The sequence below is a fragment of the Streptomyces silvisoli genome, from assembly GCF_029269905.1.
GTDB lineage: Bacteria > Actinomycetota > Actinomycetes > Streptomycetales > Streptomycetaceae > Streptantibioticus_A > Streptantibioticus_A silvisoli_A.
In genome coordinates this window covers 71,009-93,602 of the sequence record NZ_JARJBC010000007.1, presented here as the reverse complement: position 1 = coordinate 93,602, position 22,594 = coordinate 71,009, and the positions used below count along the sequence as shown (strand labels likewise).

Annotated in this window: 22 protein-coding genes and 2 pseudogenes; 7 read left to right on the top strand and 17 right to left on the bottom strand. The window is 67.2% G+C overall.

Going from position 1 to position 22,594, the window contains the following annotated elements; translation table 11 throughout:
* Positions 1–7: 7 nt before the first annotated feature.
* The 5 genes from P3G67_RS13675 to P3G67_RS13655 form a co-directional block, all read right to left on the bottom strand.
* Positions 8–1,837 carry an HAD-IIIC family phosphatase gene (locus P3G67_RS13675; RefSeq protein ID WP_276093713.1) on the bottom strand — a complete coding sequence of 610 codons (1,830 nt, stop codon included), beginning with the start codon at positions 1,835–1,837 and terminating at the stop codon, positions 8–10.
* Positions 1,834–3,417 carry an AMP-binding protein gene (locus tag P3G67_RS13670; RefSeq protein ID WP_276093712.1) on the bottom strand — a complete coding sequence of 528 codons (1,584 nt, stop codon included), beginning with the start codon at positions 3,415–3,417 and terminating at the stop codon, positions 1,834–1,836. Before P3G67_RS13670 ends, P3G67_RS13675 begins: the two co-directional genes overlap by 4 nt.
* Positions 3,414–4,316 (bottom strand): transglutaminase domain-containing protein, encoded by a 903-nt coding sequence (locus P3G67_RS13665; RefSeq protein WP_276093711.1) that lies wholly within the window; start codon positions 4,314–4,316, stop codon positions 3,414–3,416. The genes P3G67_RS13670 and P3G67_RS13665 overlap by 4 nt, the downstream gene beginning before the upstream one ends.
* Before the next feature lie 63 nt (positions 4,317–4,379).
* Positions 4,380–4,652 carry a phosphopantetheine-binding protein gene (locus P3G67_RS13660; RefSeq protein ID WP_276093710.1) on the bottom strand — a complete coding sequence of 91 codons (273 nt, stop codon included), beginning with the start codon at positions 4,650–4,652 and terminating at the stop codon, positions 4,380–4,382.
* 49 nt (positions 4,653–4,701) lie between these two features.
* Positions 4,702–6,165, bottom strand: a complete 1,464-nt coding sequence (locus P3G67_RS13655) for a condensation domain-containing protein (RefSeq protein ID WP_449343250.1) — start codon at positions 6,163–6,165, stop codon at positions 4,702–4,704.
* 275 nt (positions 6,166–6,440) lie between these two features.
* Between P3G67_RS13655 and P3G67_RS36320 the strand changes: the two are divergent.
* Positions 6,441–6,639 (top strand): annotated as a pseudogene (locus P3G67_RS36320) (ISAzo13 family transposase); the annotation flags it as partial.
* Between the two features lie 628 nt (positions 6,640–7,267).
* On the opposite strand, the gene P3G67_RS13650 reads toward P3G67_RS36320, so the two are convergent.
* Positions 7,268–7,489 (bottom strand): hypothetical protein, encoded by a 222-nt coding sequence (locus tag P3G67_RS13650; protein WP_276093708.1) that lies wholly within the window; start codon positions 7,487–7,489, stop codon positions 7,268–7,270.
* A 71-nt stretch (positions 7,490–7,560) separates the two neighbouring features.
* Between P3G67_RS13650 and P3G67_RS13645 the strand changes: the two genes are divergently transcribed.
* On the top strand, positions 7,561–7,980 hold the full coding sequence (locus P3G67_RS13645; protein WP_276093707.1) for a hypothetical protein: 420 nt from the start codon (positions 7,561–7,563) through the stop codon (positions 7,978–7,980).
* Positions 7,981–8,089: 109 nt separating this feature from the next.
* Entirely contained in the window at positions 8,090–9,490 is a 1,401-nt protein-coding gene (locus P3G67_RS13640; RefSeq protein WP_276093706.1) for a hypothetical protein, read from the top strand.
* 702 nt (positions 9,491–10,192) lie between these two features.
* Here the strand turns inward: P3G67_RS13640 and P3G67_RS13635 are convergent.
* The 7 genes and pseudogenes from P3G67_RS13635 to P3G67_RS13605 all read right to left on the bottom strand — a co-directional run.
* Positions 10,193–10,591, bottom strand: a pseudogene (locus P3G67_RS13635) (secondary thiamine-phosphate synthase enzyme YjbQ); the annotation flags it as partial.
* Positions 10,592–10,750: 159 nt separating this feature from the next.
* Positions 10,751–11,458: an HAD family hydrolase gene (locus P3G67_RS13630; protein WP_276093705.1), complete on the bottom strand. Its 708-nt coding sequence runs from the start codon at positions 11,456–11,458 to the stop codon at positions 10,751–10,753.
* Between the two features lie 54 nt (positions 11,459–11,512).
* Complete coding sequence (locus P3G67_RS13625) at positions 11,513–11,962, bottom strand: VOC family protein (protein WP_276093704.1); 450 nt, start codon at positions 11,960–11,962, stop codon at positions 11,513–11,515.
* Between the two features lie 43 nt (positions 11,963–12,005).
* Positions 12,006–12,662 (bottom strand): phosphatase PAP2 family protein, encoded by a 657-nt coding sequence (locus P3G67_RS13620; RefSeq protein ID WP_276093703.1) that lies wholly within the window; start codon positions 12,660–12,662, stop codon positions 12,006–12,008.
* A 40-nt stretch (positions 12,663–12,702) separates the two neighbouring features.
* Complete coding sequence (locus P3G67_RS13615) at positions 12,703–13,641, bottom strand: M56 family metallopeptidase (protein ID WP_276093702.1); 939 nt, start codon at positions 13,639–13,641, stop codon at positions 12,703–12,705.
* A gap of 291 nt (positions 13,642–13,932) precedes the next feature.
* Complete coding sequence (locus P3G67_RS13610; protein ID WP_276093701.1) at positions 13,933–14,508, bottom strand: DUF5134 domain-containing protein; 576 nt, start codon at positions 14,506–14,508, stop codon at positions 13,933–13,935.
* A gap of 113 nt (positions 14,509–14,621) precedes the next feature.
* Positions 14,622–15,014, bottom strand: a complete 393-nt coding sequence (locus P3G67_RS13605) for a VOC family protein (RefSeq protein WP_276093700.1) — start codon at positions 15,012–15,014, stop codon at positions 14,622–14,624.
* 73 nt (positions 15,015–15,087) lie between these two features.
* On the opposite strand from P3G67_RS13605, the gene P3G67_RS13600 reads away from it, so the two are divergent.
* On the top strand, positions 15,088–15,621 hold the full coding sequence (locus P3G67_RS13600) for a GNAT family N-acetyltransferase (protein WP_269856281.1): 534 nt from the start codon (positions 15,088–15,090) through the stop codon (positions 15,619–15,621).
* An 8-nt stretch (positions 15,622–15,629) separates the two neighbouring features.
* On the opposite strand, the gene P3G67_RS13595 is transcribed toward P3G67_RS13600, so the two are convergent.
* From P3G67_RS13595 to P3G67_RS13580, 4 genes are all read right to left on the bottom strand, one after another.
* Complete coding sequence (locus tag P3G67_RS13595; protein ID WP_276093869.1) at positions 15,630–16,358, bottom strand: amino acid ABC transporter ATP-binding protein; 729 nt, start codon at positions 16,356–16,358, stop codon at positions 15,630–15,632.
* 17 nt (positions 16,359–16,375) lie between these two features.
* Entirely contained in the window at positions 16,376–17,269 is an 894-nt protein-coding gene (locus P3G67_RS13590; RefSeq protein ID WP_276093699.1) for an amino acid ABC transporter permease, read from the bottom strand.
* A gap of 17 nt (positions 17,270–17,286) precedes the next feature.
* Positions 17,287–18,183, bottom strand: coding sequence for an ABC transporter substrate-binding protein (locus tag P3G67_RS13585; protein ID WP_276093698.1), 897 nt, complete (start codon positions 18,181–18,183; stop codon positions 17,287–17,289).
* A gap of 158 nt (positions 18,184–18,341) precedes the next feature.
* Entirely contained in the window at positions 18,342–19,028 is a 687-nt protein-coding gene (locus P3G67_RS13580; protein WP_276093697.1) for a glycerophosphodiester phosphodiesterase, read from the bottom strand.
* Positions 19,029–19,309: 281 nt separating this feature from the next.
* Between P3G67_RS13580 and P3G67_RS13575 the strand changes: the two genes are divergently transcribed.
* The 3 genes from P3G67_RS13575 to P3G67_RS13565 are packed head-to-tail and all read left to right on the top strand — an operon-like array spanning position 19,310 to position 22,562.
* Positions 19,310–20,695, top strand: coding sequence for a DUF6421 family protein (locus tag P3G67_RS13575; RefSeq protein ID WP_276093696.1), 1,386 nt, complete (start codon positions 19,310–19,312; stop codon positions 20,693–20,695).
* The gene (locus tag P3G67_RS13570; RefSeq protein ID WP_276093695.1) at positions 20,692–21,483 is read left to right on the top strand and encodes an SDR family NAD(P)-dependent oxidoreductase; all 792 of its coding nucleotides are present in this window, start codon (positions 20,692–20,694) and stop codon (positions 21,481–21,483) included. Before P3G67_RS13575 ends, P3G67_RS13570 begins: the two co-directional genes overlap by 4 nt.
* Positions 21,480–22,562, top strand: coding sequence for a threonine aldolase family protein (locus P3G67_RS13565; protein WP_276093694.1), 1,083 nt, complete (start codon positions 21,480–21,482; stop codon positions 22,560–22,562). The genes P3G67_RS13570 and P3G67_RS13565 overlap by 4 nt, the downstream gene beginning before the upstream one ends.
* Positions 22,563–22,594: the final 32 nt, after the last annotated feature.

The window sequence follows — 22,594 nt, the reverse complement described above, 5'->3', positions numbered from 1 at the left end:
CGGGCCGTCATACGGACTCGTCCAGGATGTGCGGAGTGTCAGTTGGCCCCCCATCGGCGAGCCTGTACTCGTACAGAGAATCGCCATCTGGTTCCGGCTTCACCTCAATGCTGCGAAACCCGAGATTCGGGTATACGTCGGCGACCAAGGAATTGCGTCCGGTGGGTATGTAGCGCCCGCGCAGAACGGAGCATCCGGCGGCACGAGCCGCCTCACCCACGTACGCTAGGAGCTTGCGTTCCGCCGTACGGCCGATGATTCGGCAGCTCAACAGCAGGGTGTCAATGTCCGCGACGTCATCGCTGGCGTGGACCAAGACGAGCCCCACCGTCCCGTGGTCGGCGAACCGATCGCGCAGCGCTAGCGTGAAACATATCCAATCAGACTGATGGAGAAGCCGCTGTAAATGTTCGCGCGTGTGACGGTGGCTCGTGAGGTTGAACTGGTTGGTTTTTTGCAGCAGTTGAGCTGCTCGATCCAAGGTATGGGAGGATAAGGGAAGGATCTGAGCCCGCATTCGGAGACTACTCAGGAAGGTGTCGAGCGAGTCCGAGGCCACCCGGAGTTCCTCGACCTCGGGAAGTCGGGCGTACGAGGAAGCACGGGCAAGTTCGTCCGCAGCAGGATGGCCCATCTCGAGGGTTGGTCGCCCCGCCAACGCGGCTACGAAATATGCGGGGTGGTTTGGCAGCGGCACGACGTCCACGTCCGGCAGCCGGTTGACAACCTCGGCCCGTTCCGCCCGGTTGTCATCGACGAATGCCAGGGCCTGCGGCCTCAACCCGAGACGTTGCGCGATCTCACGCAACTGTGCGGATTTGGGCCGCCAGTCGGCTACGACGACAGAGAAGTCGTCGCGGGTCAGTCGCATGCCGGGCACTTCCTCTAGCGCACGCAAGGCAAGGGCCGAGTCGTTCTTGCTTGCGACCGCCAGCGCCATGCCGCGCTGCCGCAGGCTCTGCAAGTAGAGTTGGAAGCGCGCGAAGGCGTCGGTGACCGTTACGCCCCCAGGTCCGTCTTCCCCCAGAACGCCTGCCCACAAGGTGTTGTCGAGGTCGACCGCGAGGCATCGGCGTGTCAATCCGAGGTCTGCTGCCAGGACACCAGCGACTGTCCTGGCCAGCAAGGGTAGCGCGCTCATGGCGACGGGCTGGCGCACGGTGTCCCAGTACCGGGGATCGTGCCAATTCCGACGTCCTGCCTCCGACGCCAACCGCTCGCAGTCGACGAACAGTGCCCCGCCTTCCTCACTTTGGCGCACAAGCTCGCTGTTGATCCGGGTGGTCAGCGACGTCAAGCTGGATAAGGACCACGAGGCGGCATTCCCGTAAACATCGTCGGCGGGGGACACGAAGAGGCATTGAACGACGCGAGCGCCGATGTCGTCGCGTATCTTCTGCCACAGCCCACTCCACCGCCTGACTGCTGCGTCTACGACTGCATCAGCCGGACCGTGGGTGAGCTGCAAATCTTCCGCCGTACCGCACAGCAATACGTAGTCCGGCGGGTCGATTTGCAGAGGGCCGGCTGGATCGAGCACCGCTGTGTCCAGCTGCCCGTAGGGGATCCGGCGCACCTCCAAATCGATGCCGACTGACAAAGCGGCTACCGGGAGAAAGCTGGCGAGGAAATCTGCAGTGTGTGTGGCAAGTATGGTCAAGGAGACTTGCCTCTGAGCGTGTCGACGGGCTTCGGGCTCCCTTTCAAGGCGGCGAGCCGCTTCCTGCCAAAGTCGGCGGTCGTTGCGGCCGCGCAGTGCGTTGAGGACCCCCGGCCAGTCCGGAGTAGCCATGGGCACGACGCTATTCACGCGGTCTCCTGACTCCTTCTCCATCATGGGCGCAACCTCCGCGACGCCGCTTCGGCAGACAATGCATGTTTGTCTACTTTCCCTCTGCTGTTCACAGGTAGCCGTTCCAGCAGCACGTAGTCATGGGGAAGCATGAAGGAAGGCAGCACTCTCCGGAGAGATTCGTTGAGTTGCCGTCTTGTCAGTCTAGAGCCCGCGTAGTAGGCCACCAGGCGCCGCTGCGCTCCCACTCCCACCGGCACGACGCAGGCAGCACGAACACCTGTGATCGAGCGCAGATGGTATTCGATCTCTCTGAGTTCTATGCGGTAACCTCGGACTTTGGTCTGGTCGTCCGTCCGGCCCAGGTAGAGCAGACCCGCCCCCTCCACCTTACGGACCACGTCACCCGTGCGATACCAACGTCGACCTGCGTGATCCATGAATCTCCTGACGTCATCACGACTGTCCAGATAGCCCGAAAACATCTGATCACCCGTGACGCATAGTTCCCCCTGCTCCTCATTCAGGTTGCCGGATTCGTCCCGCAGTAAGCACTCGAGACCGGGAAACAGATCGCCTATAGGGACGATACCGTAAGCGCCTGGTTGTACCCCCTCGCGAGGACAGCGAAAAGCGGAACAGGCAATGGTCAGCTCCGTGGGGCCGTACACATTCTCTAACTCAGAGCGAGGAGCGGCTGCTTGCCATGCGGTCACGTCCTGCCACAGAAGTGGTTCGCCGCAGAATAGGCTCCATCTGAGCGACGGCAGCGAGTCCGCGGCGAGTCCTCGCAAGCCTCGTACCACGGAAATGGCGCTCGGCACGGAGAACCAGACGGTTATCCCCTCCCTGGCTACAAAGTCACTTATCCGAGCGAACGCGGAGGGCGGGGTACGGACGGCTGTCCCGCCGCACGCCCAAGCCACGAAAAGGTCAAAGAACGCCAGATCGAATGTTAGATCAAAGGTCTGAGTGAATACGTCATCGGGTATGAAGTCATATCTGTCGAGAATGTTCGTCAGAAAGTGGTGCATATTATTGTGGGTGATTGGTACACCTTTAGGTCGCCCTGTTGATCCCGAAGTGAACAGCACGTAGGCAATGTCCATTGGTCGTCGACGTGGATCACCGACACGGCAATTGCGGGTCAGGACGCGTATTCCAGGCATGGTGAGCGATGCCGATCCGACTTCCGGCGCGAAAATGGGCGGCAGATCGCACATGCGGGCCAAATCAGCGAGCCGGGCGGCACCGTCTTCGTCCACGATCAGTGCATCCAAGGCGTCGCTTCGAAATAGGGCCTCGATCCGGCTGAGTGGCGTGTCCGGGGCTAGGGGATACACTGCTGCGCCCGCAACCATCGCGGCCAGAATCCCGGTATAACCTGTGAAGCTTCTGCCAGTGAGGACGCCTATGGCCCGCGGAGCGCTGTCGGGGCGGGCCGAACGCAGAACGGCAGCCCAGCGATCCGCAGTCTGCATCAACTCAGCATAGGTAACGCTACGGGTACCAATGCGGAGGGCGTCCAGGTCCGGGGACCGCAAGGCGACACGGCGCACCCAGTCCTCTAGGCGCCGCACCGTGCCTCGCGAGCCGAGGAGGTCTGCAGTCTCTGCCGCGCTCATGACGGTGTCCGCCGCGCCATGAGGTCCACCGAAGCCCTACGGGATCGGTCCGTCACCAGGGGCCTCGTGAGCGTAAGAATGCGGTCCAGGCGCCATAGCAAACCGCGTGGCGAACTGTTGAGAGGCCACCTGTCCGGATCCGCTATGCCCCACCGATGAAGTGTGTTGAGCCAATATGGGTCGGCGGCGTACCACCGCTTTCCGACTCCGATCTCGAACCACGCGTGCGGGATAGGGAAGGGACCTGCGACGAAGTATCCTGACGCGGGCTGTGCAGGCAGCCCGGCCGCCCGGGCAAAACGGACCAGGTAGCGGCTGGCCGAACGGCAGTCGGCGAGTCGCGTCTCCTCCAGGAACCCCATGTCCATGGCCAGCTCATGAGGGAGCCGGTGAAAGGTAAGCGACTGGGCCTCCAACGCTACCGCGCGGAAGGACTCGTCGAACTCCCTGGCATCGTTGGCCAGATGTGCTGTGACCAGCATTTCTTCGTTCGCATGATTCTCTTCCGAGCCGGCCACCCTTCTCAACTGCGGACTCAACGCGAACCGGCACTCACCTTCATGGCCGGGGTTTCGACATTTCCAGGAGATGTGCATTTCGCAACTGCTGTTCTCCAACTGTTCAGGGTTTTTCATGGACCTCGCCCATACCCGCATGGAAGCCCAGTTGGCCGAATGCAAGTGGAGATCCAGCCCAATGTTCTCCAGGTCGACCGGGTCGAAAATTGTGTCGCGCCTGCCACCTTTGTACGGAAGCCCCAAGTCCATGAGCAGATCCATCAAGTCTCCATCGATTCCAAACACCCGATCCGCATCCGCGCGCGTACAGGAGAAGCGCCGGTGCTGCGAAGGAATTTTCAGGAGTTTGCGGACGGCGCTCTGAGCGTCAGCACGGGTCATTCCCACCAACTCTATTCTGGGGACGGTGGCTGGTCTTAGCGGTGGAACACGGATCGTCGGGTACTACGGCTGCTGATCCGGGCAACTGTCCGTGAGACGGGAGACCGTTCTCCAAAGACTATCCATGGTGGTGAATGTTTCGAAGGACATGTCGTCGTCAGGAAAAACAACCCCGAACGTTTCCTCTATTTCAACGATGACAGTCACCGTCCCCATCGAATCGAGCCCGAGATCCTTGAGGACGTCGCTCGGCAATATGGGGGTGTCGTCGTCCACATCCGGGCAATTTTGCCGAACGATCATTTCCAGCTCGGAGTTCCACGGCACCTCTACCATGTCAGATCCACGCACTCCGATCCTCTACTGCAATTGTGTCGCATACCCATCAGGCCAGCTCCTGGAGTGGTCGTGATGGATCTCGTGCTGTTCCCTCCAAAATATTTTCGACGTAGTCGATGAATTGTTCGGACCAGGCGTCGCTGTACAGGTCGGACCGATAGAACAGCGATATCCACAGCTTCTGGCCGGAATCGGTACCCCATATGCGCAGCCCCCCTCTGGGAGCTGCCACAGGCCTTCTGACTAAGGTCACATCAATACCTCCAGGTCGTATCTCCTCCCGGTACACCTTATTTTCAATATCGAAATTCACGTATCTGGGAGCGGCGTCGATATTCGACACGTGGCGCACGCCGTATTGGGTCGGATTGAGATGTTTGATCAGCAGGGCGTGCGGCAACTGTTGGTATCGCAATGCCGTGAGCGTGGTCCTCGACTCCCGCTGGAAAAGTTCAGAAAGAGTCGGATTCCCGCTGAGGTTTGTTCTGAGCACGATGGGCGTGGCGAAATATCCGAACGCGTCCCGGATCTCCCGCTGGATGCGGTTGGCGGCGGACGCCATGATCGCCACGTCGGCGGCGCCCTCGGGGTCCTCCCCTGATTCCCGGCGCATCGCGAAGATGGCGGCCTTCACGGCAGCAGCGACCAGTGCGAACATGGTGGTGCTCGTGCCTCTTATATAAGCATCAAGCTGACGCTTCACCGAGCCATCGACACACGTATTGACGGCACGGCAATGGGGGATTCCCCCTGGGGCATTCGGGTCGATCAGGCGGGAAGACGGTATGGGATCCACGCCGGCCAACGAGGCCCTCCAGTGCGAGACCAAACGCGTGAGCCGGTTACCTGTGAGGAATTTTCTTTCCCACGCGGCGAAGTCGGGGAACTGAATGGGAAGATCAGGAAAGTCGTGCCGTATGCCCATGACAGTGGCATCATATATCTGCAGCATATCTCTGACGAAAATGTCACGGGACCAGCCGTCCCCGATGATGTGGTCCATGATGATGCCTAGCAAGAAGCAGTTGGCACTGACACTCACCAGCGCGACCCGGAAAAGCGGACCTACCACGAAATCGAAAGGTTGCTCCGAGTAGTCGGACAATATTTCGACGGCCCGCGCCACACGTTCGCTAATATTTCCCTTCGGGGGCAGTAGAAATTCTTGGAAGTAGTCGGAGGGGAGGTGATCCGCGATCTTGATCCTGGCTAAGGATCCGCTCATTGCGAATGAGATACGCGTGCCCTCGTGACGATTCACTGCAGCATCACACGCGGACCGAAGAGCAACCGTGTCAAGCGGACCGTCCAGCCGTAGGAATGTACTGACCGGAAAATGACGCCCACCGCCGGCTAGTAGCCGTTCCTCTTGTGTATGACTGACGGCAATAGTGGAATCCCGACCAGCCGGAACTAACGCTATTCCGTTCTCCGGAATTCCTCGACTCCCTGAACTCAAAGAGATGTACCTCCAAACGCTACGTCTCGAACTCGGGCCCAGTCGCGACACTAGGTCTAGTCGGCTCCAGCAGTTCGCTACTCCATACCGCAATCTTGGCAGAGCTGACAATACGAGTGGTTGAAGATGGGTATATCTTGCGGACGGGTAGTGCTGCCCCTCCCTTCGAGGCTCAGCCACGCACGAAAGGCGCTCTGTGCGCCCTTGCGGGCGGTAGGGAGCGCGGTCGCAGACAGGGGCGCTTCTGACGGTCTTACGGGAAATGGAGGTAAGGGCGGGCAGTGAATCAAGGTGTTGCTTCCCGCGTTCGGGCTCGTTCACGTGGTATATGCATCCCTGAAGAGACCGGTGATCAACTGGCCGTGAACTTCGATGGTGTTGTTCCCGCATCTGGACGAGCAGCAGCGTCGGCTGCTGATGGGAGTCGAGGATCGGGTTCTGGGACACGGAGGTGCCCGGGTGGTCGCGCGGGCAGCTCAAGCCAGAGAGACCACCGTCCGCCCGGGCGTGGACGGGTTGGAGGCGAGGCCGCGGCGGGACCAGGTCCGTGCCTTCGGGGGCCGCAGGCCCTGCCCCGACTCGTCCTCGGGGTACAGCCAGGCGGCCTACTGGTTGCCCTCAGCCTCGTCCAGCATGAGCTGCACCGACCAAGGTAACTCCGGGGTGCGGCACCAGATGTCGTGGAGGGGCGGGTGGAGAGCCTCCTCAGAACGCCATGGACGCAACCATCCCAAGCCGGGCGGGTCTGTTATGAACAGGTGCCAGGCTGCGAGCAGATCACGGACGAGGGCTTGATCGCGGCGGAGGACAATGACGTCGAGATCCCAATGCGGGCGCAGCTTACGGCCGACCGCGAGATGACCGGGGGCGGCTCAGGTACTGTCCCAGGCTCCATTCCTGCCCGCAGGCTAGACGGATGCCCTGCGCGCCGCGAGCGGATTCTCGCCCCTGTTCGAGTGGGAAGGCTGCAGCGCCAGCTGCGCGTAAGGCCGCCTCTCCACCGAAGAGTGGTGATCCGCAGGCCGGAGTGACCGGCATTCTGTCGATCGATGACATGGTCGATCTGTTGACCCCGCCGTCCGGTCGCAAGGGATCGCACCGTGCTGACGTGGGGCGCCTCACCCTCGGTCTGCCTCCCGAGGACGGCGGACTGTCACTGGTGGGCCCCTGGTCCGTGCCGGCGCGGATAGCCGTCCATCTGGGGATCAAGCAGCCGCCGGTCTCCCGCCATCACCAGGGCCGAAAGCAAGCGGTGGGCCGAGCTCGGTGGTTGCAGGCGGTGTGCACCGAACTGGTCGGTATCGCCGCCATCTTCGGCCGAGTGATGACCGCTTTGGAGGCTGCCCAGGAACTGCGTGCCCTGCACGGGGCCCAAGAACGACACCTCCGAGCGTGTGCTGTCCCGGTCACTGGCGGTCGTCCGCCCCATCGTCGAGGCGGTCCGAGATGATCGCCGCCCACTTCCCGGTGACCCCCGCCGACCTCTCGGTGCTGTTCCTGCGGGAGTTCAGGCAGCTCGTCGAGGAGAAGGGTCAGGACTGGCGGACGGTCCCGCGTGCCGACGCGGCCTTCGCGCCGGGCCGTGTGAAAGTGGGCCTCGCCACGTTCGTCCGTGTCGTGTGGCAGCGGGTCGCCGATGATCTCGCTGCCCGCTCCGCCGAGCCGCGCTCGGTACTCTCTCTCCACGACGCGGGCCTGATCGCCCGATACTGGGACGAGGGCGAGCGTACGTTCCTGGTCACCCTCCAGGCAGCCCCCCCGCTGACCGTCGGAAGGGCAGCACTGTCTGTGGCTCCTGTGCCCGATGGATTCCCGCACCCAGGACCTGCATCTGGACGGAAGGCCGGTCGAGGCACTGCGCAATGACGGGGAGCTGGCTTACCTGGACGGCGGGTTCCTCAGACTGTCTGCGTAGATGGCGAGAAGAGGCCCGCCTGTCAGAGGGAATGGCAAGAATACGGTCATGGTGGCGATCATGAAGTGCCGTGAATACGAGGACGAGTACCTGGAGTTCCTTGAGAAGTTGCATCAACCCCGACGGCATGACTGGGAATGGTCGTTCACGCGCCAGCGTGACCTGTGGTCCAAGGGCCGTCACCTGCTCCTGATCGCCTCCACGGACACCTACGGGCGGTACGAGATCACCCGCGTGGGGAAGTCCGTTCGGCGACGCGGGGCCAGGGACCAGGAGCAGCAACTGCGTGTCACCCATGTGCGCCGGCTGCGCAGGCCCCTCCCACTCGACGAGCTGCATGACCGATTGACCGCGGCCCAGCGGCGTCATCTGGTCGAGGAGGGCCAGCAGAGCAAGGGGACGGGCGAGGCGATACGCGCCTGGCTGCTGCGGCTCCGGCCGGAACTGACCGAAGCGGTCAAACTGATCGAAGGGGCCATCGAGTCCTGGGACTTCGGCGACTTGCGGGCGGCACAGGAAGTGGCACTGCAACGCGACGCGACACTGGCCGTCGCACGCATGGCCGGGATGCAGGCTTCACGGTTGGCGGAGTGGGACCCGCCCGCCGAGGAGCTGTACGACGACACGGTGCCCCCGCTGTTCCTCGACATGGCGGGCGGAGCTCGCCATCCTGACGAGTTGCTCGACCTTCCGGAGCCGCTTCTGCAGGACGCTTCCGCCCGCTCCGACATGCTGAGCGATCAGCCTGCACTCGAGGACCATCTCGTCATGCACGACACCCGTACGATGCACGGGTGGCTCAGCGACGAGACTAACCATGTGGCTTGGCGAAAGTTCCGCGAACACGGCCGCACACTGCTGGTCGCGAACGCCAACCGCACCCCGGCGGAGCAGGCCCTCGGCTGCGACATCATCTTCTATAACGTCACGCGCCACAGCCTCGTCCTCGTGCAGTACAAGAAGCTCGACGCCGAGCGAGGCGGCTTCTACTACCCGAACAGCGACCGGAACCTCGCCAAGGAACTGGTACGGATGAGGAGCCTGGACCGGTACGCGGAGATGCAGGCCGGTCTCGTCGACGAACAGCGGCTGGACCCCAGCCCGAGCTGGATCAAGCTCTGTCATCCGCGTTCCGTGCTGCCGCACACTACGGAGATGATCCACGGGATGTACTTCTCCCGTCGGCAGTTCGAATCGCTTTGCGACGACGGCCGATTGAAGGACGGGCGAGGCGGCGCGGTCCGGTTCGGCTATAAGAACGTCCCGGCCTACCTGGACAACACGCTGTTCACACGTCTGGTGGAGACGGGCCAGATCGGCACCACCGGTACGAGTACCGACCTCGTCCGCCAGCAGGTCCTCCGCAGCTTCCGAGGACAGCGCAGCCTCGTGCTCGCCACGCTGACTGGGGAGGAGGCGCCGCAGGCGGCGCGGAACGCGCAGCGCCGACAGGCACGCTGAGCGAAGGGCGCTCCCGGAGGCGGTTGCGGCCCCGCTCAGACAGGCCGCCTGCCTGCTCAGGGACCAGCACGTACGGCCTTCGGCTGCCCTGACGGTTGGCGCCGAAGCCCCCGCGCAGGGCATTACAGACTTCTGCGTGGCGGCATTACGGTGTTTCTCCGAGTGCAGCCCTGACCGCGTTCGAGGGGCAACCGATCCGTTGCGCAGGGCATCTGGAGTGAGGGGAGCCGCCGTGCAGGCGCTGTATGCCGTCAGTCGACATCCGGTCTGCCCAGGAGCAGCCGGGCCACGTCTATGAGCGCCTACGTGACCATCTTGCAGACTGGCTCAGCCACGGCGGATGGATACCGGCACCGTCGGTGACCGAATTCGACCAGGACGGACGGCCGGGCGGTGCTCGCCGGAAGGATTCCGAGCCACGGCGATCGCACGGTGAGGGACGGCGGCGGGCGACCCCGAACTCCGACGTTGGGGAAGGATCATCCTCGACCCGCTGGGTGAGTTGAAGGCTCGCCCCAACGGGAACGTGCCCCTCAGCGGTATCCACGGGTGCCGCAGCCTGCGCATCCCCTTCGAACAGGACAAGTGAGGGGTAAGACAGGTGTACGTGGGAGAACACGTTGCGGGCCCGGTCAAGCCTGCGGAGACTCGCTGATGCGAGACGGCGTACCACGATCTGGGGGACGCTTCCCATGCATTGCAAGGGTCGTCGGTGTTGGTAACCCTGGACTCCACGAAGACCACCGACTGCCAGGTGCCGAGGGCCAGTTGTCCGCCGAGGACCGGGAGGGTGGCGTGGGGGGCGATGAAGGCGGGGAGGACGTGGTCGCGGCCGTGGCCGGGGGTGCCGTGGCGGTGGTGCCAGCGGTTGTCGGCGGGGAGCAACTCCCGCAACTGGGCCAGGAGATCGGTGTCGCTGCCCGCGCCGGTCTCGATGATCGCGATGCCCGCGGTGGCGTGTGGGACGAACACGTTCAGCAGCCCGTCCCGGCCGCGCGCCGCCCGGGCGAGGAACGCGGCGCAGCGGTCGGTGATGTCGACCGCGGCCTCCTGCGAGCCGGTGGTCAGGTCGAAGGTGTCACTGGTGAAGTTGTCGGACATGCCTCCATGGTCCCTGACCGCGGGAACGATCCGGCGGAACATGGGGGACATGTGAGGGCGAGGAGAATTTTCCGCGACGCCGCGGAACCCAGGGCGAAGGTCATCCGTTGGACAGGTCGAGGCCCTGCGGTATCCCCCCGTCCGCAGGGCCTCACCAGTTCAACCAGTGGCGTCGTCGGCAAGGTCCAGAACCGGCCGCAGCCCGTCCGGGCGCTGCTCCACCGGCAGTGGCGGTACCTGTAGGAACGCGCAGCCCAGGGCCCTTGCGCCGCCGTCGGCCTCCTCGCTGTCGCCGATCATCAGGACGTCCTGCGGCGCCAGTCCGATCCCGTCACAGGCGATGCGGAAGATCCGCGGGTCCGGCTTCTGGACGCCGTGCTCATAGCTGAGCACGGCCGTGTCGAAGTAGCCGTCGACGCCGTGCCGACGCAGTACCGGACGTAGATCCCACCCGATGTTGCTCAGCAGCGCGACGGGGATGCCGCGCTCGCGCAACCCGGCCAGCACATCGACCGCGTCGGGGTAGGGCGCCCAGGCGTCCGGCGACATATGACGCTCGTAGAGCACGTCGTACAACTCGGGCCAGGGCAGCGGGACCTGCCGGGCGAGGCCGAGGTAGGCCGCCCGGTGCCGCGCCTGGTCCAGATCGCGTTCGTCCCACAGCCGCCGCAGGCCCTCGGGAACGGCGTGCGGCGGGGCCCCACCGGGCAGCGCGCCGACGTACTCCAGCCGCTCGGCGTAGTCAGCGATGTCGCCGTCCGACGCCTCGATGCCGACCTGCGCCAGCGCACCCCGGAGCCAGCGCTCGGTCGGCTCGACCCTGAACAGGGTGCCGGAGAAGTCGAAGAGACAGCCCTTGATCGTCATGGCGCCAGGTTAATGTGCCGGGCTGAACCGCGGGTTGACGCGCGGGGCACCCGGTCAGGCCAGGCAGAACTCGTTCCCCTCCGGGTCCTGCATCACCACCGCGTAGTGGTCTTGGTCGTCCGGCGCCAGCACCCGCAGCCTGGTTGCTCCCGCCAACTCCAGCCGCGCCGCCTCCGCCTCGATGCGCTCCTTGCGGATCGCCAGCGGTACCTCTCGGCCCCCGCTGGCCCGGATGTCCAGATGGAGGCGGTTCTTGCCCGCCTTGCCCTCCGGCACCGGCTGGAACCAGATCCGCGGCCCGCTGCCGCGTGGATCCACGATCGAGCCGCAGCCGTCGCCCGCCGGGTCCAGGTCCTCCTCCGGTACGCCCGCGCTGCGCCAGTACGCGTTCCAGTTGTCGAAACCCGCCGGTGCGGGCTCCGCCTCGTAGCCCAGCGCGTCGGCCCAGAAGCGGACCATGATGGTGGGATCGGCGCAGTCGAAGGTGAGTTGGAACGGTGTCATCGTCTCCTCCTGCGTCGGACCCGTCCGGCGGTGAGCGCGCTCGTCAGGTGGCTTGGGACGTCCGCCACGGGGCAAGGGCGGCAGCGGTCGCGGTGACGACGGCGGCGCCGAGCAGCCATCCGGCGAGCACGTCGGACGGCCAGTGCACCCCCACGTACAACCGGGTGAAGCCTACGCCGAGAACCGACACCGCCCCCAGTGCCACGACCGAGGTCCAACCACGGCCGCGCACCCCGTGCAGTCGCAGCAGCCACACCAGCGTCACACAGGCGATCGTCGCCGCCATCGCGTGGCCGGAGGGGAAGGAGGCGTCCGTCGCGGTGTCCAACGGGTGCCGCCAGTGCGGGCGGTCCCGGCCGACCGCGGCCTTCACCGTGACCTCCAGCGCCCAGCCGAACCCGCAGGCGGTCAAGGCCCACAGCGCTTGGCGGTGTTGGCGCAGCCGCAGCAGTACGGCCGCCGCCGCGACGGTGAGCAGCCGCGTCGTCGTGGGGCCCCACACCCAGTTGGTGAGGTCGAGATTCAGCCGGGTCCATCCGGGGTGGAACAGTGCGACGCCGTGCAACGCCGAGTCGATCCGGTGGTCGAGTGGCAGCGCGCCGCTGGTCAGGACGAACGCCAGCAGTACGGCGAAGCACGCGGTCAGCGCGGCGGTCCAGGCCAGGCAGCGGGTTCTGGGGGATCGGGCGGTGGTGGGCACGGCCAGGATCGTATGGGACCGGGCTGTGGGCCACGGGAGGCTACGACAGCGCGCCGAGCCCCGGGCCGAAGGTCACCAGTAGTGGTACGGCCGGTAGCAGCAGTGCCATCGCCGACATCCGCATGCGGCGGTTCAGGGGGAGCCGTGGTGCCGGGTCCAGCAGTCGGCGCACCCGGCCGGGGAGTTGGGCCAGCGGTGTCGGGCAGGGGCCGAACACCCCGCGGTGCTCGTTGAGTTCGACGAGTGCCAGGGCGGTGGTCAACCGCCCGAAGCGGCGCGAGGCGACATCGTCCGCGGCCAACTCGACCAGACGGTGCACCTGCTGGCGGAAGCCTTCGAAGACCGGTACCTGTGGGAAGCCCGCCGCGAGCGCGTACGCGCAGTGCAGCAGCCAGTCGTGTCTGGCGCGGGCGTGCCCCTGTTCATGTGCGAGTACGGCGTCCAACTGCCGCCCCCTGAGCCGCCGCAGGGCCGCGGTGGTGATCACCAGCTGGGGTCGCGGACCGGACAGCCACCAGGCGTCGGGTCGGCCGCTCTCCAGCACGACGAGGCGTTCGCCGTCGGACGGCAGCTCGCCGGGCAGCCTGGGGGAGCGTACGAGGAGCGCCGCGCGCCGTTGGCGGCGCCGTGCGCGGGCGCCGCGCACCTCGCGGGTGAGCATGGCAGCCGACCACGCACCGCCGCAGGCCAGCAGCACCGCGAGCGTCCCCGCCCAGGGGCCGTACTCGGAGAGCGCGTAGGCGTCCACGACGCCGCGCGGGGCGAGCGCGAACAGGTGCCAGCGCACCGTGGGCGACGCCGCCGAAGCGCACAACGCCATCGCCATGACGCAGCACAGGAGCACGGAGGCGACCACGCACTGCCACACCCACAGCGCCAGCACGGGTTCCCGCTCCGGCCAGTCGGCCTGGCACAGGAGACGGGGCGCCATTGCCGCCGCAAGTGCGCCGAGAACCAGCAGCACGAACGGGACCGTCATGGCGCACACACTAAGGCGCTGCGCTACTGATGGGTACGGACATTTCACGAAGGTGAGCTACGCCTCACGGCGGGTGGTCCGCGATCCCCCCCGGGGGCTCTGCCCCTGCGTCCCGGACCGGGGGGCGTTCGACAGGCTTCGCCCCAAGCGGCGGGCTGGGGTGATTTCCGGGGCCTCGCCCGGCCCCCGCCAGCCCCCGGGCCACCGGGTCCTGGGCTTCGCCGTGAGCCCCGGGGCGCCGCGCGGAGCTGTGCCCGCGGCGGCGTGCGATCCGGGTTTGCCCCGAAGGCCTCACATGGTCAGGAGCATGGTGAGCATTCCGATGCTCAGGGAGACCCGGCAGGCCGTGGCCACGCCAGGAGCCCCAAGCAGTGCGGGAGTTGGGGCCCCCGGTGCGGCTGGAGACGTCGCGGGGAGGAGGCGGACGGCCGTCCACAGGGCGTATGCGGCGAAGTAGCAGAGGAGCAGGGCGGTTACGGCGGGAATGCCGACCATGCTGTGGGGCATGTCCGCCATGCCGTCGGAGGCGCGTGACGGCATCGCCATCAGGGCGGCCATGTAGACCATGGCCGCCGCCTCCAGGGCGTGGTGGGCGCGGTGGGATTCGCGGCGGACCAGTAGCGCGGAGCGTAGGGCGATGGCACCGAAGAGCGCGGCGAACAGCGGTGGGCCCCAGGTGCTTTCGTGCAGGGCGGTGCCGGGAACGGCCATCAGCGCCATGCCCAGGCCCATGATGCCCTCGTCCCGCGCGGTGCGCCGCTCGCCCGGCGCGGCGGCGCACCGCGCTCTCGTACGCAGCAGGCACGAGACCCCCGTGGCAGAACCGATCACCACCAGCAGCCAGCCCACCAACGGTGGTCCGTGCATGGCGCCCCTCCCCGGTTCGTGCCGCCCCCGAAGAGGCTTCCCGCGAGGGCGGGCGCACACGCTGGCGCACGGTGGTACGGCGGGCGCGTGGAAGGGGCACCTGGGCGCGTTCGCTACGTCCCGGGCCGGTACCGCATCGGATGGTCCTCCGGCACCTCCACCACACAGATCCGCACACCGTCCGGATCCGCGATCCACATCTCGATCAGCCCCCAAGGCTCACGTTTCGGCTCGCGCAGCACCCGCACCCCGCGCCCCGCCAGGCGCTCGCGGGCCGCCTCCACGTCCGGCACCTGGAGCCACAGCTCCATCCCGGGCGCCGGGGGCTCCTCCGAGTGGCCGGAGACCTCCAGATAGCCGCCGCCCAGGAAGAACACCGTGCCGCGCTGCGGGTCCTCCCCGAACTCGCGGTAGATGGCCAGGCCCAGGTCATCGCGGTAGAAGGCGCGGGACCGCTCCAGATCGGTCGGCCGCAGCAGGATGCGGCTGCTCAGTACGTTGACCATGGGGCGGACAATACGCTTCGGGTTACCCTCGGAACCGTTCGCCACCCGCGCGTCGGAGAGGATTCGCGCCACCATGACCATTCCCGCCCCCGTGTTCCGTACCGCGACGCCCACGGACGTGCCCGCTCTCGTGACGCTCATCGAGTCGGCGTACCGGGGTGACTCCAGCCGCGCCGGGTGGACGACGGAGGCGGATCTGCTGGACGGCCAGCGCACCGATCCGGAAGGCGTCGCCGAGGTGGTCAGCGGCGTCGACAGCCGGATGGTGGTGGTCGAGGAGGACGGCGAGCCGATCGCCTGCTGCCAGCTCGAACGCCGCGACGGGCACGCCTACTTCGGGATGTTCGCGGTCCGGCCGTCCCGGCAGGGCGGCGGCCTCGGCAAGTTGATCATCGCCGAGGCGGAGCGTTTCGCCCGGCAGGAGTGGGACGTGGACGAGATGCGGATGACCGTGATCTCGGTACGCGACGATCTGATCGCCTGGTACGAGCGCCGCGGCTACCGGCGCACCGGCGAGATGACCCCGTTCCCCTACGGCGACGAGCGGTTCGGTGTGCCGCGCCGTTCCGACCTGCAATTCGAGCTGCTGGTCAAGAAGTTGGGGTAGGGCGGGTCCTACAGACGCCCCGCCTCGACGATCCGGCGCAGGAAGCGCTGGGTCCGCTCCTGCCGCGGGGCGCCGAACACCTCCTGCGGCGCGCCGCGTTCCAGTACCACCCCGCCGTCCAGGAAGCACACCTGGTCGGCGACCTCGCGGGCGAAACCCATCTCATGGGTGGCGATGACCATGGTCATGCCCTGTTCCTTGAGGTCCCGTACCACCGAGAGCACCTCGCCGACCAGTTCCGGGTCGAGGGCCGCGGTGATCTCGTCCAGCAGCAGCAGCCGCGGCCGCCCGGCCAACGCCCGTGCGATCGCGACGCGTTGCTGCTGGCCGCCGCTGAGCCGGTCGGGGTACTCGGCCGCCTTGTCGGCCAGGCCGAGCCGGGTCAGCAACTCGCGCGCCCGCTCCTCGGCCTGTGCACGGGGGACGCGGTGCACCCGGCGCGGCGCCAGGGTGATGTTCTCCAGCACGGTCATGTGCGGGAAGAGGTTGTACGTCTGGAAGACCACGCCGATCCGGCGACGCACCGCGTCCTGGTCGGCCCGCGGGTCGGTGATCTCCTCGTCGTCCAGGAAGATCGCCCCGTCGTCCACCTCCTCAAGGAGGTTGGCGCAGCGCAGCAGCGTAGACTTACCGGAACCGGAGGCTCCGATCAGGGCCGTCACCGTGTGCTCCGGAACCTCCAGGTCCACATCCCGTAGCACCACCGAGTGCCCGTAGGACTTGCGGACCGCCTCCATCCGCAGCACGACCCGCGTCACACCACACCTCCCTGGGACTGCCTGCGGTTCATCCGCGCCGTCACCCAGTCGGTGAAGCGCGTCATCGGAATGGTCAGCGCGACGAAGACCAGTCCGGCCACCACGTACGGCGTGTAGTTGAAGCTCTCGCCGGTGATGATCTGCGCCGCGTACACCGCGTCGACGGCGCCCGCGATCGACACCAGGCCGGTGTCCTTCTGCAACGACACCAGGTCGTTGAGCAGCGGTGGCACCACGCGGCGGACCGCCTGTGGCAGCACCACGTACCGCATCGCCTGGACGCCGGTCAGCCCGAGCGAACGGGCCGCGGCGCGCTGACTGGGGTGCACACTCTCGATCCCGGCGCGGAACACCTCGGCGACGTACGCGGCGTAGGTGAGCACAAGCGCGGCGCCGCCCAGGACCACCGGATTGTTGGTGACCCCCTGAAGCCGCAGCGCGGGCACCCCGAACACCACCCCCAACAGGCAGATGATCAGCGGCAGTCCACGGAAGAAGTCCACGTACGCGGTGGCCAGCGCGCGCAACGGGAAGAACACCGGTCCGCGCAGCGTGCGGGCGAGCGCGAGCAGCAGCCCCAGCACCAGGATGAGCGCCCCGCAGCACACCAGCAGCCGCACGTTCAGCCACAGGCCCTTCAGCACCTGGGGGAGCGCGATCCGCGCGTAGTGCGCGTTCAGGAACGTCTCCCGGGTGCGCGGCCAGCCGGGGGCATGGGTCACCGCGAGGTACAGCACCACGGCGGTGGCCAGTGTGCTGGCCGCGGCGATGGCGACGGCCCGACGGGTGCGGGCACGCCGCAGCCGCTCGCGCTCCAGGCGGCGGGCGGACGGCCGGTAGTCGTCCTGCGCCGGTGCGGGGTCCTTCGGCGGTGCTTCGGACTCGTTCAACACCTTTGGCCGGCCCCCTACTTGAGGACCGGGGCGTTGACGGCGTCGGACAGCCAGCGCTTGTCGAGCGCCGCCAGCGTGCCGTCGGCGCGCAGTCCGTCCACGGCCTTGCTGACGCACGGCGTCAACGCGCTGCCCTTGTCCAGGACGAAGCCGAACTGCTCGGGGCGACCGCCGGTGTCCGCGAACTGCCCGACCACCTTGGCGTCCGTCACCTCCGCGGAGGTGATGTAGAACGCGGTGGGCAGGTCCACCACGATCCCGTCCACCTGCCCGTTCTTCAGCGCGCTCTTGGCCAGGTCGTTCTTCTGGTAGATCGCGGGCTGCCGGGTCGGCTTCACCACGTGGTTGAGGACGTCCAGGCTGGTGGTGCCCACCTGGGCGCCGAGCTTGGCACCGCGCAGATCGGCGATGGACCTGGCGTTCGCGATCTTCGAGCCCTTGAGCGCGATCAGTGCCTGGCGCACGTCGTAGTAGCCGGAGGAGAAGTCGACGGCGCGCCGCCGCTCGTCGCTGATGGAGATCTGGTTGATGTCGAGGTCGAAGTTCTTGGCGCCGGGAGTGATGGCGTTGTTGAACGGGACGGTCTGCCAGGCCACTTGGGTGGGGCCGTAGCCCAGCCGTTTGGCGACGGCGTACGCGGTGGCGGCCTCGAACCCCTTGCCGTCGGCCGGGTCGTCGTCCTGGAACCACGGGGCGTACGCGGGCTTGTCGGTGCCGATCGTCAGCTTCCCCGGGGTGTGGGTACGCAGCGAGCCCGGCGCGCAGCTCGCCGTGGAGGGGGAGCCCGAGGCGGACGTGCTGTCCTGCTGCGGGGCGCAGCCCGCGGCCGCCAGGACGAGGACGCAGACCGCGGCGACCGTGGTGAGACGTGGACCATCCGGGAGCCGGTGCGGGGCGAAGACGGGACGCATAGCGGGAGACTGGCACCGCAAGCCGTCAACTGTCCAGGTCAGCACACTGGTTGACCGTATGTCGGACGTTTGTGAACGTCACGTTTCGGCTGCTGATCGCCCGGTGGGGCCTCGGGTGGGACCCGGTGCCAACCGGGCGGCTTCCTGCCCGAGGTGCCTCAGCGGTCGGCGGCTACCGCCCGCTTGATGTCGGGTACGTCGGTGGCCGCGCCGTCCAGGCCCAGCGCCCGGGCCAGGGCCAGATCGCGCGGGGTGTTGACGGTCCAGGCCATCACCTCCACGTCCGCGGCATGGCAGCGCTCCACCACGTCCAGGCTGAGCTTGCGCAGCTCAAGGCTGACCAGTCGGGCGCCCACCGTCCGCGCGCGGGAGACCAGGTCCGGGCCGGTGCGTCCGGCGACCAGCACGGTGCGCGCCTCGGGCAGCAGCTCGCGTACCTCCCACAGCGCCTCGTCGTGGAAGGAGAGCACCGAGACCCGCTCCAGCAGGGCCCGCTCGCGCAGCAACTCGGCGAGCACCCGGGCCGCCGCCACGTCCTTGATCTCGGCCTGGACGGGCAGTTCCGGCACCGCCTCCAGCACCTCCTCGAACAGCGGCACCCGCTCGCCCTGGCCGGCGTCGAGCTGGCGCAGTTCGGCGAGGGTGAAGTCCTTGATCGGGCCCTTGCCGTCGGTGGTCCGGTCGACCGTCTCGTCGTGCATCACGACCAGTGCGCCGTCCTTGCTCAGGTGCAGGTCGAGTTCGATGCCGTCCAGGCCCTCGCGGTGCGCGCGGACGAACGAGCGCAGGGTGTTCTCCGGCTCGACGCCCATGACGCCGCGGTGGCCGATGGTGAAGAAAGACACGGTGGTACTGCCCTTGGGTGCGGCTTGGTGTGGTGCGCGGTTGCGTGGGGCGAGCCTAGTGGCGCCCGGTGTCCACGGGGCGAATGCCGGGGGATCAGCGCGTGTACCGACGGCTGCCCCGGCAAGGGTTCTTCACAAACTTCTGTCAGTCTCGGGCCTGACAGGAAAAACGACTGTCAGATGGCGGCCTCGCAGGATAATTGTGTGAGAAGCCTCTTGAGTGAAAGAACCTCGCATGGATACGGTGTCTTAACGCAAGGTTCTCCTGTGGAGGAGGGGTCATGAGGGAAAATTTTCTGTCTGTTGCGACGGGTGGTGCTGACGGCATCGTCGAGCACCCGTCGTGGGCAGTGCTGAAGGCGGCGGTCGAAACCATTCGGCCGTGGCAGGAGAAGGATGGTTCCATCGACCTCTCCGCCGACGACGCGCCGGGCCGCGGCGCGGTGGAGGCCGAGGTGGCGCGGGTGATCGCCGCGGTGGAGGACCTTGCCCCGCTGCTGCCGCATGACGCTGCGTACCACACCGCTCTCGTGGCCGACCTGCGCCGCTGGGCCGAGACCGGCTTCGGCGTGCCGGACTTCCTGGACTCGCTGCTGGCCTTCCAACCCGCCGCCGACCGCCGGGACGGACTGGAGCACCTGGTCGTCTTCGCGATGTACACCCAGAACGGCAACCCGAACCGCAACCTAGAGGCGGTCGCACTGCGCGTGGTGTGGCCCGAGTGGCTGGCCGAGCTGGAGCGCACCCGCTACGACAACCCCATGTTCGTGCCCATCACCTTCCAGGACTTCACCAGCGGCTACGACACCAACTCGGCCGTGCTGTTCCCGGAGACGGTAGCGGTGCGAGAGGTGCCGGAACGGTTCTCCTGGGGTGGCATCTTCTGCGACCGCGAGGCCGCCCGGTTCCGCAGGGTCACCGACGCCGCGGTACGCACGCTCGGCCTCGACCTGCCCGAGGACGCCGCCCGGCTCGTCGCCGACCAGGACCTCGCCCAGCAGACCTTCGTCCTGTGGGACATGATCCACGACCGTACGCACAGCCACGGCGACCTGCCCTTCGACCCCTTCATGATCAAGCAGCGCGCGCCCTTCTGGATGTACGGGCTCGAAGAACTGCGCTGCGACCTGACCGCGTTCAAGGAGGCGGTCAAGCTGGAGGCCGAGGGCTACGAGCAGGGCCGCAACGTCCAGTACGCGATCCTCTTCGACCGCCTCTTCCGGTTCCCCGTCACCGGCGACCGGGTGCGCAACTACGACGGCCTCGGCGGGCAGCTGCTGTTCGCCTACCTGCACAAGCACGACGCGGTCCGCTGGACCGACAACACCCTGCGCATCGACTGGCCGCGGGCCACGGAGGCCACCAAGCGGCTGTGCGCCGAGATCGAGAAGCTCTACCGGGACGGCATCGACCGGCCCAAGCTGGTCCACTGGTTCGCCGCCTACGAGCTGGTCTCCAGCCACCTGGCGCCGCACCCGGCCTCCCGCTGGGCCAAGGGTCCGGACGCCCTGGACCTCAGTCAGCCGCCGCGCAAACTCGTGGACGACGTGCTGCCGGACGAATTTCCGCTCAGCATGTTCTATGAGGCCCTGGCGAAGAAGCTGCGTGATGTGATCGCCTCGACCAAGGGGATCACGGCGGACAGCGCGGTCCAGGTGGCGGCATGACGCGCGTGGCGGCCAAGGAGGCGAAGGCGATGGCAGAGGGCAACAACAACGGACCGCTGAGCGGCATGGTGATCGCGGTGGCCGGGGCGGGTGGCCCCGCGGGCAAGGCGACCCTGCGGCACCTGGCGGAGAGTGGCGCGCAGGTGGTGGCCGCGGACGCCAACCCGGAGCGGCTGGCGGAAGCGGTCGACGCGGCCCGCTACGCCGGGGGCGGCGCCTACATCACCGGGGAGTCGGTCGACCTGCTCGACCCGGCCGCCGCCCGGGACTGGGCGGACCGCACCGAGAAGCAGTGCGGCCGGGTCGACGGGCTGGTCCACCTGGTGGGCGGCTGGCGCGGCTCCGCGACCTTCCCGGAGACCAGCCTGGAGGACTGGACGGTCCTGAACGACCTGCTGGTCCGGACCGTCCAGCACACCTCGCTCGCCTTCCACGACGCCCTGCTGCGCAGCTCGGCCGGCCGCTATGTGCTGATCAGCCAGTCCGGCGCGACCAAGCCCACCGCGGGCAACGCCGCGTACGCCGCCGCCAAGGCCGCCGCCGAGGCGTGGACGCTGGCCCTCGCCGACTCCTTCCGCAAGGCGGGCGGCGACAGCGGACCGACCGCCGCCGCCTCGATCATCGTGATCAAGGCCCTGGTGCACGATGAGATGCGGGCACAGAAGCCCAACGCCAAGTTCGCCGGATTCACCGACGTCAACGACCTGGCCCAGGCCATCGGGGGCGTGTGGAGCCGGCCCGCAGAAGAAGTGAACGGAACCCGTCTGTGGCTGACGCCCCAACCATGACAGAACAGCACACCACCGACGCCGTCCGGCGGCACGACCCGGACGCACGCGGCTTCGCCAGTGACAACTACGCGGGCGCGCACCCGGAGGTGCTGGCCGCCCTCGCCCTCGCCAACGGCGGTCACCAGATCGCCTACGGCGAGGACGAGTACACCGCCCATCTGCAACAGGTCTTCCGCCGCCACTTCGGCCCGCGCGCCGAAGCGTTCCCGGTCTTCAACGGCACCGGCGCCAACGTCACCGCCCTGCAGGCGGTCACCAACCGCTGGGGCGCGGTGATCTGCGCCGCCACCGCCCACATCAACGTGGACGAGGGCGGCGCGCCGGAACGCGTCGGCGGCCTGAAGCTGCTGCCGGTGGCCACCCCGGACGGCAAGCTGACCCCGGAACTGATCGACACCGAGGCCTGGGGCTTCGACGACGAGCACCGCGCCCAGCCGCAGGTCGTCTCGATCGCCCAGACCACCGAGCTGGGCACCTGCTACACGCCCCAGGAGCTTCGGGCGATAGTCGAACGGGCCCATGAGCGCGGGGTGCTGGTCCAGCTCGACGGCGCCCGGCTGGCGAACGCCGCCGCCACACTGGGGGTTCCGCTGGCGGAGTTCACCAGTGACGTGGGCGTGGACATCCTCACCTTCGGCGGCACCAAGAACGGCCTGGTGTTCGGTGAGTGCGTCGTCGTGCTCAACCCGGACCGGGTGCCGACCACGACGATGAAGTACCTGCGCAAGCTGTCCATGCAGTTGGCGTCCAAGATGCGCTTCGTCTCGGTGCAGTTCGAGGCGCTGCTCGCCGGGGATCTGTGGCTGCGCAGTGCCCGGCACGCCAACGCCATGGCGACCCGTCTCGCGGCGGCCGTCTCCGGCATCGACGGCGTGACGGTGGTACGTCCGGTCCAGGCCAACGCGGTCTTCGCGACCCTGCCGCGGGAGGTCACCGAGCGGCTGCAGAAGCGGTACCGCTTCTACACCTGGAACCAGGAGACCGGCGAGGTGCGGTGGATGTGCGCGTTCGACACCACCGAGGCCGATGTGGACGCCTTCGCGGCGGCGATCGCCGAGGAGATGGCGGCGGCGTAATCTCCGCATAAGTATGCGGAGGTTCGGAAAGT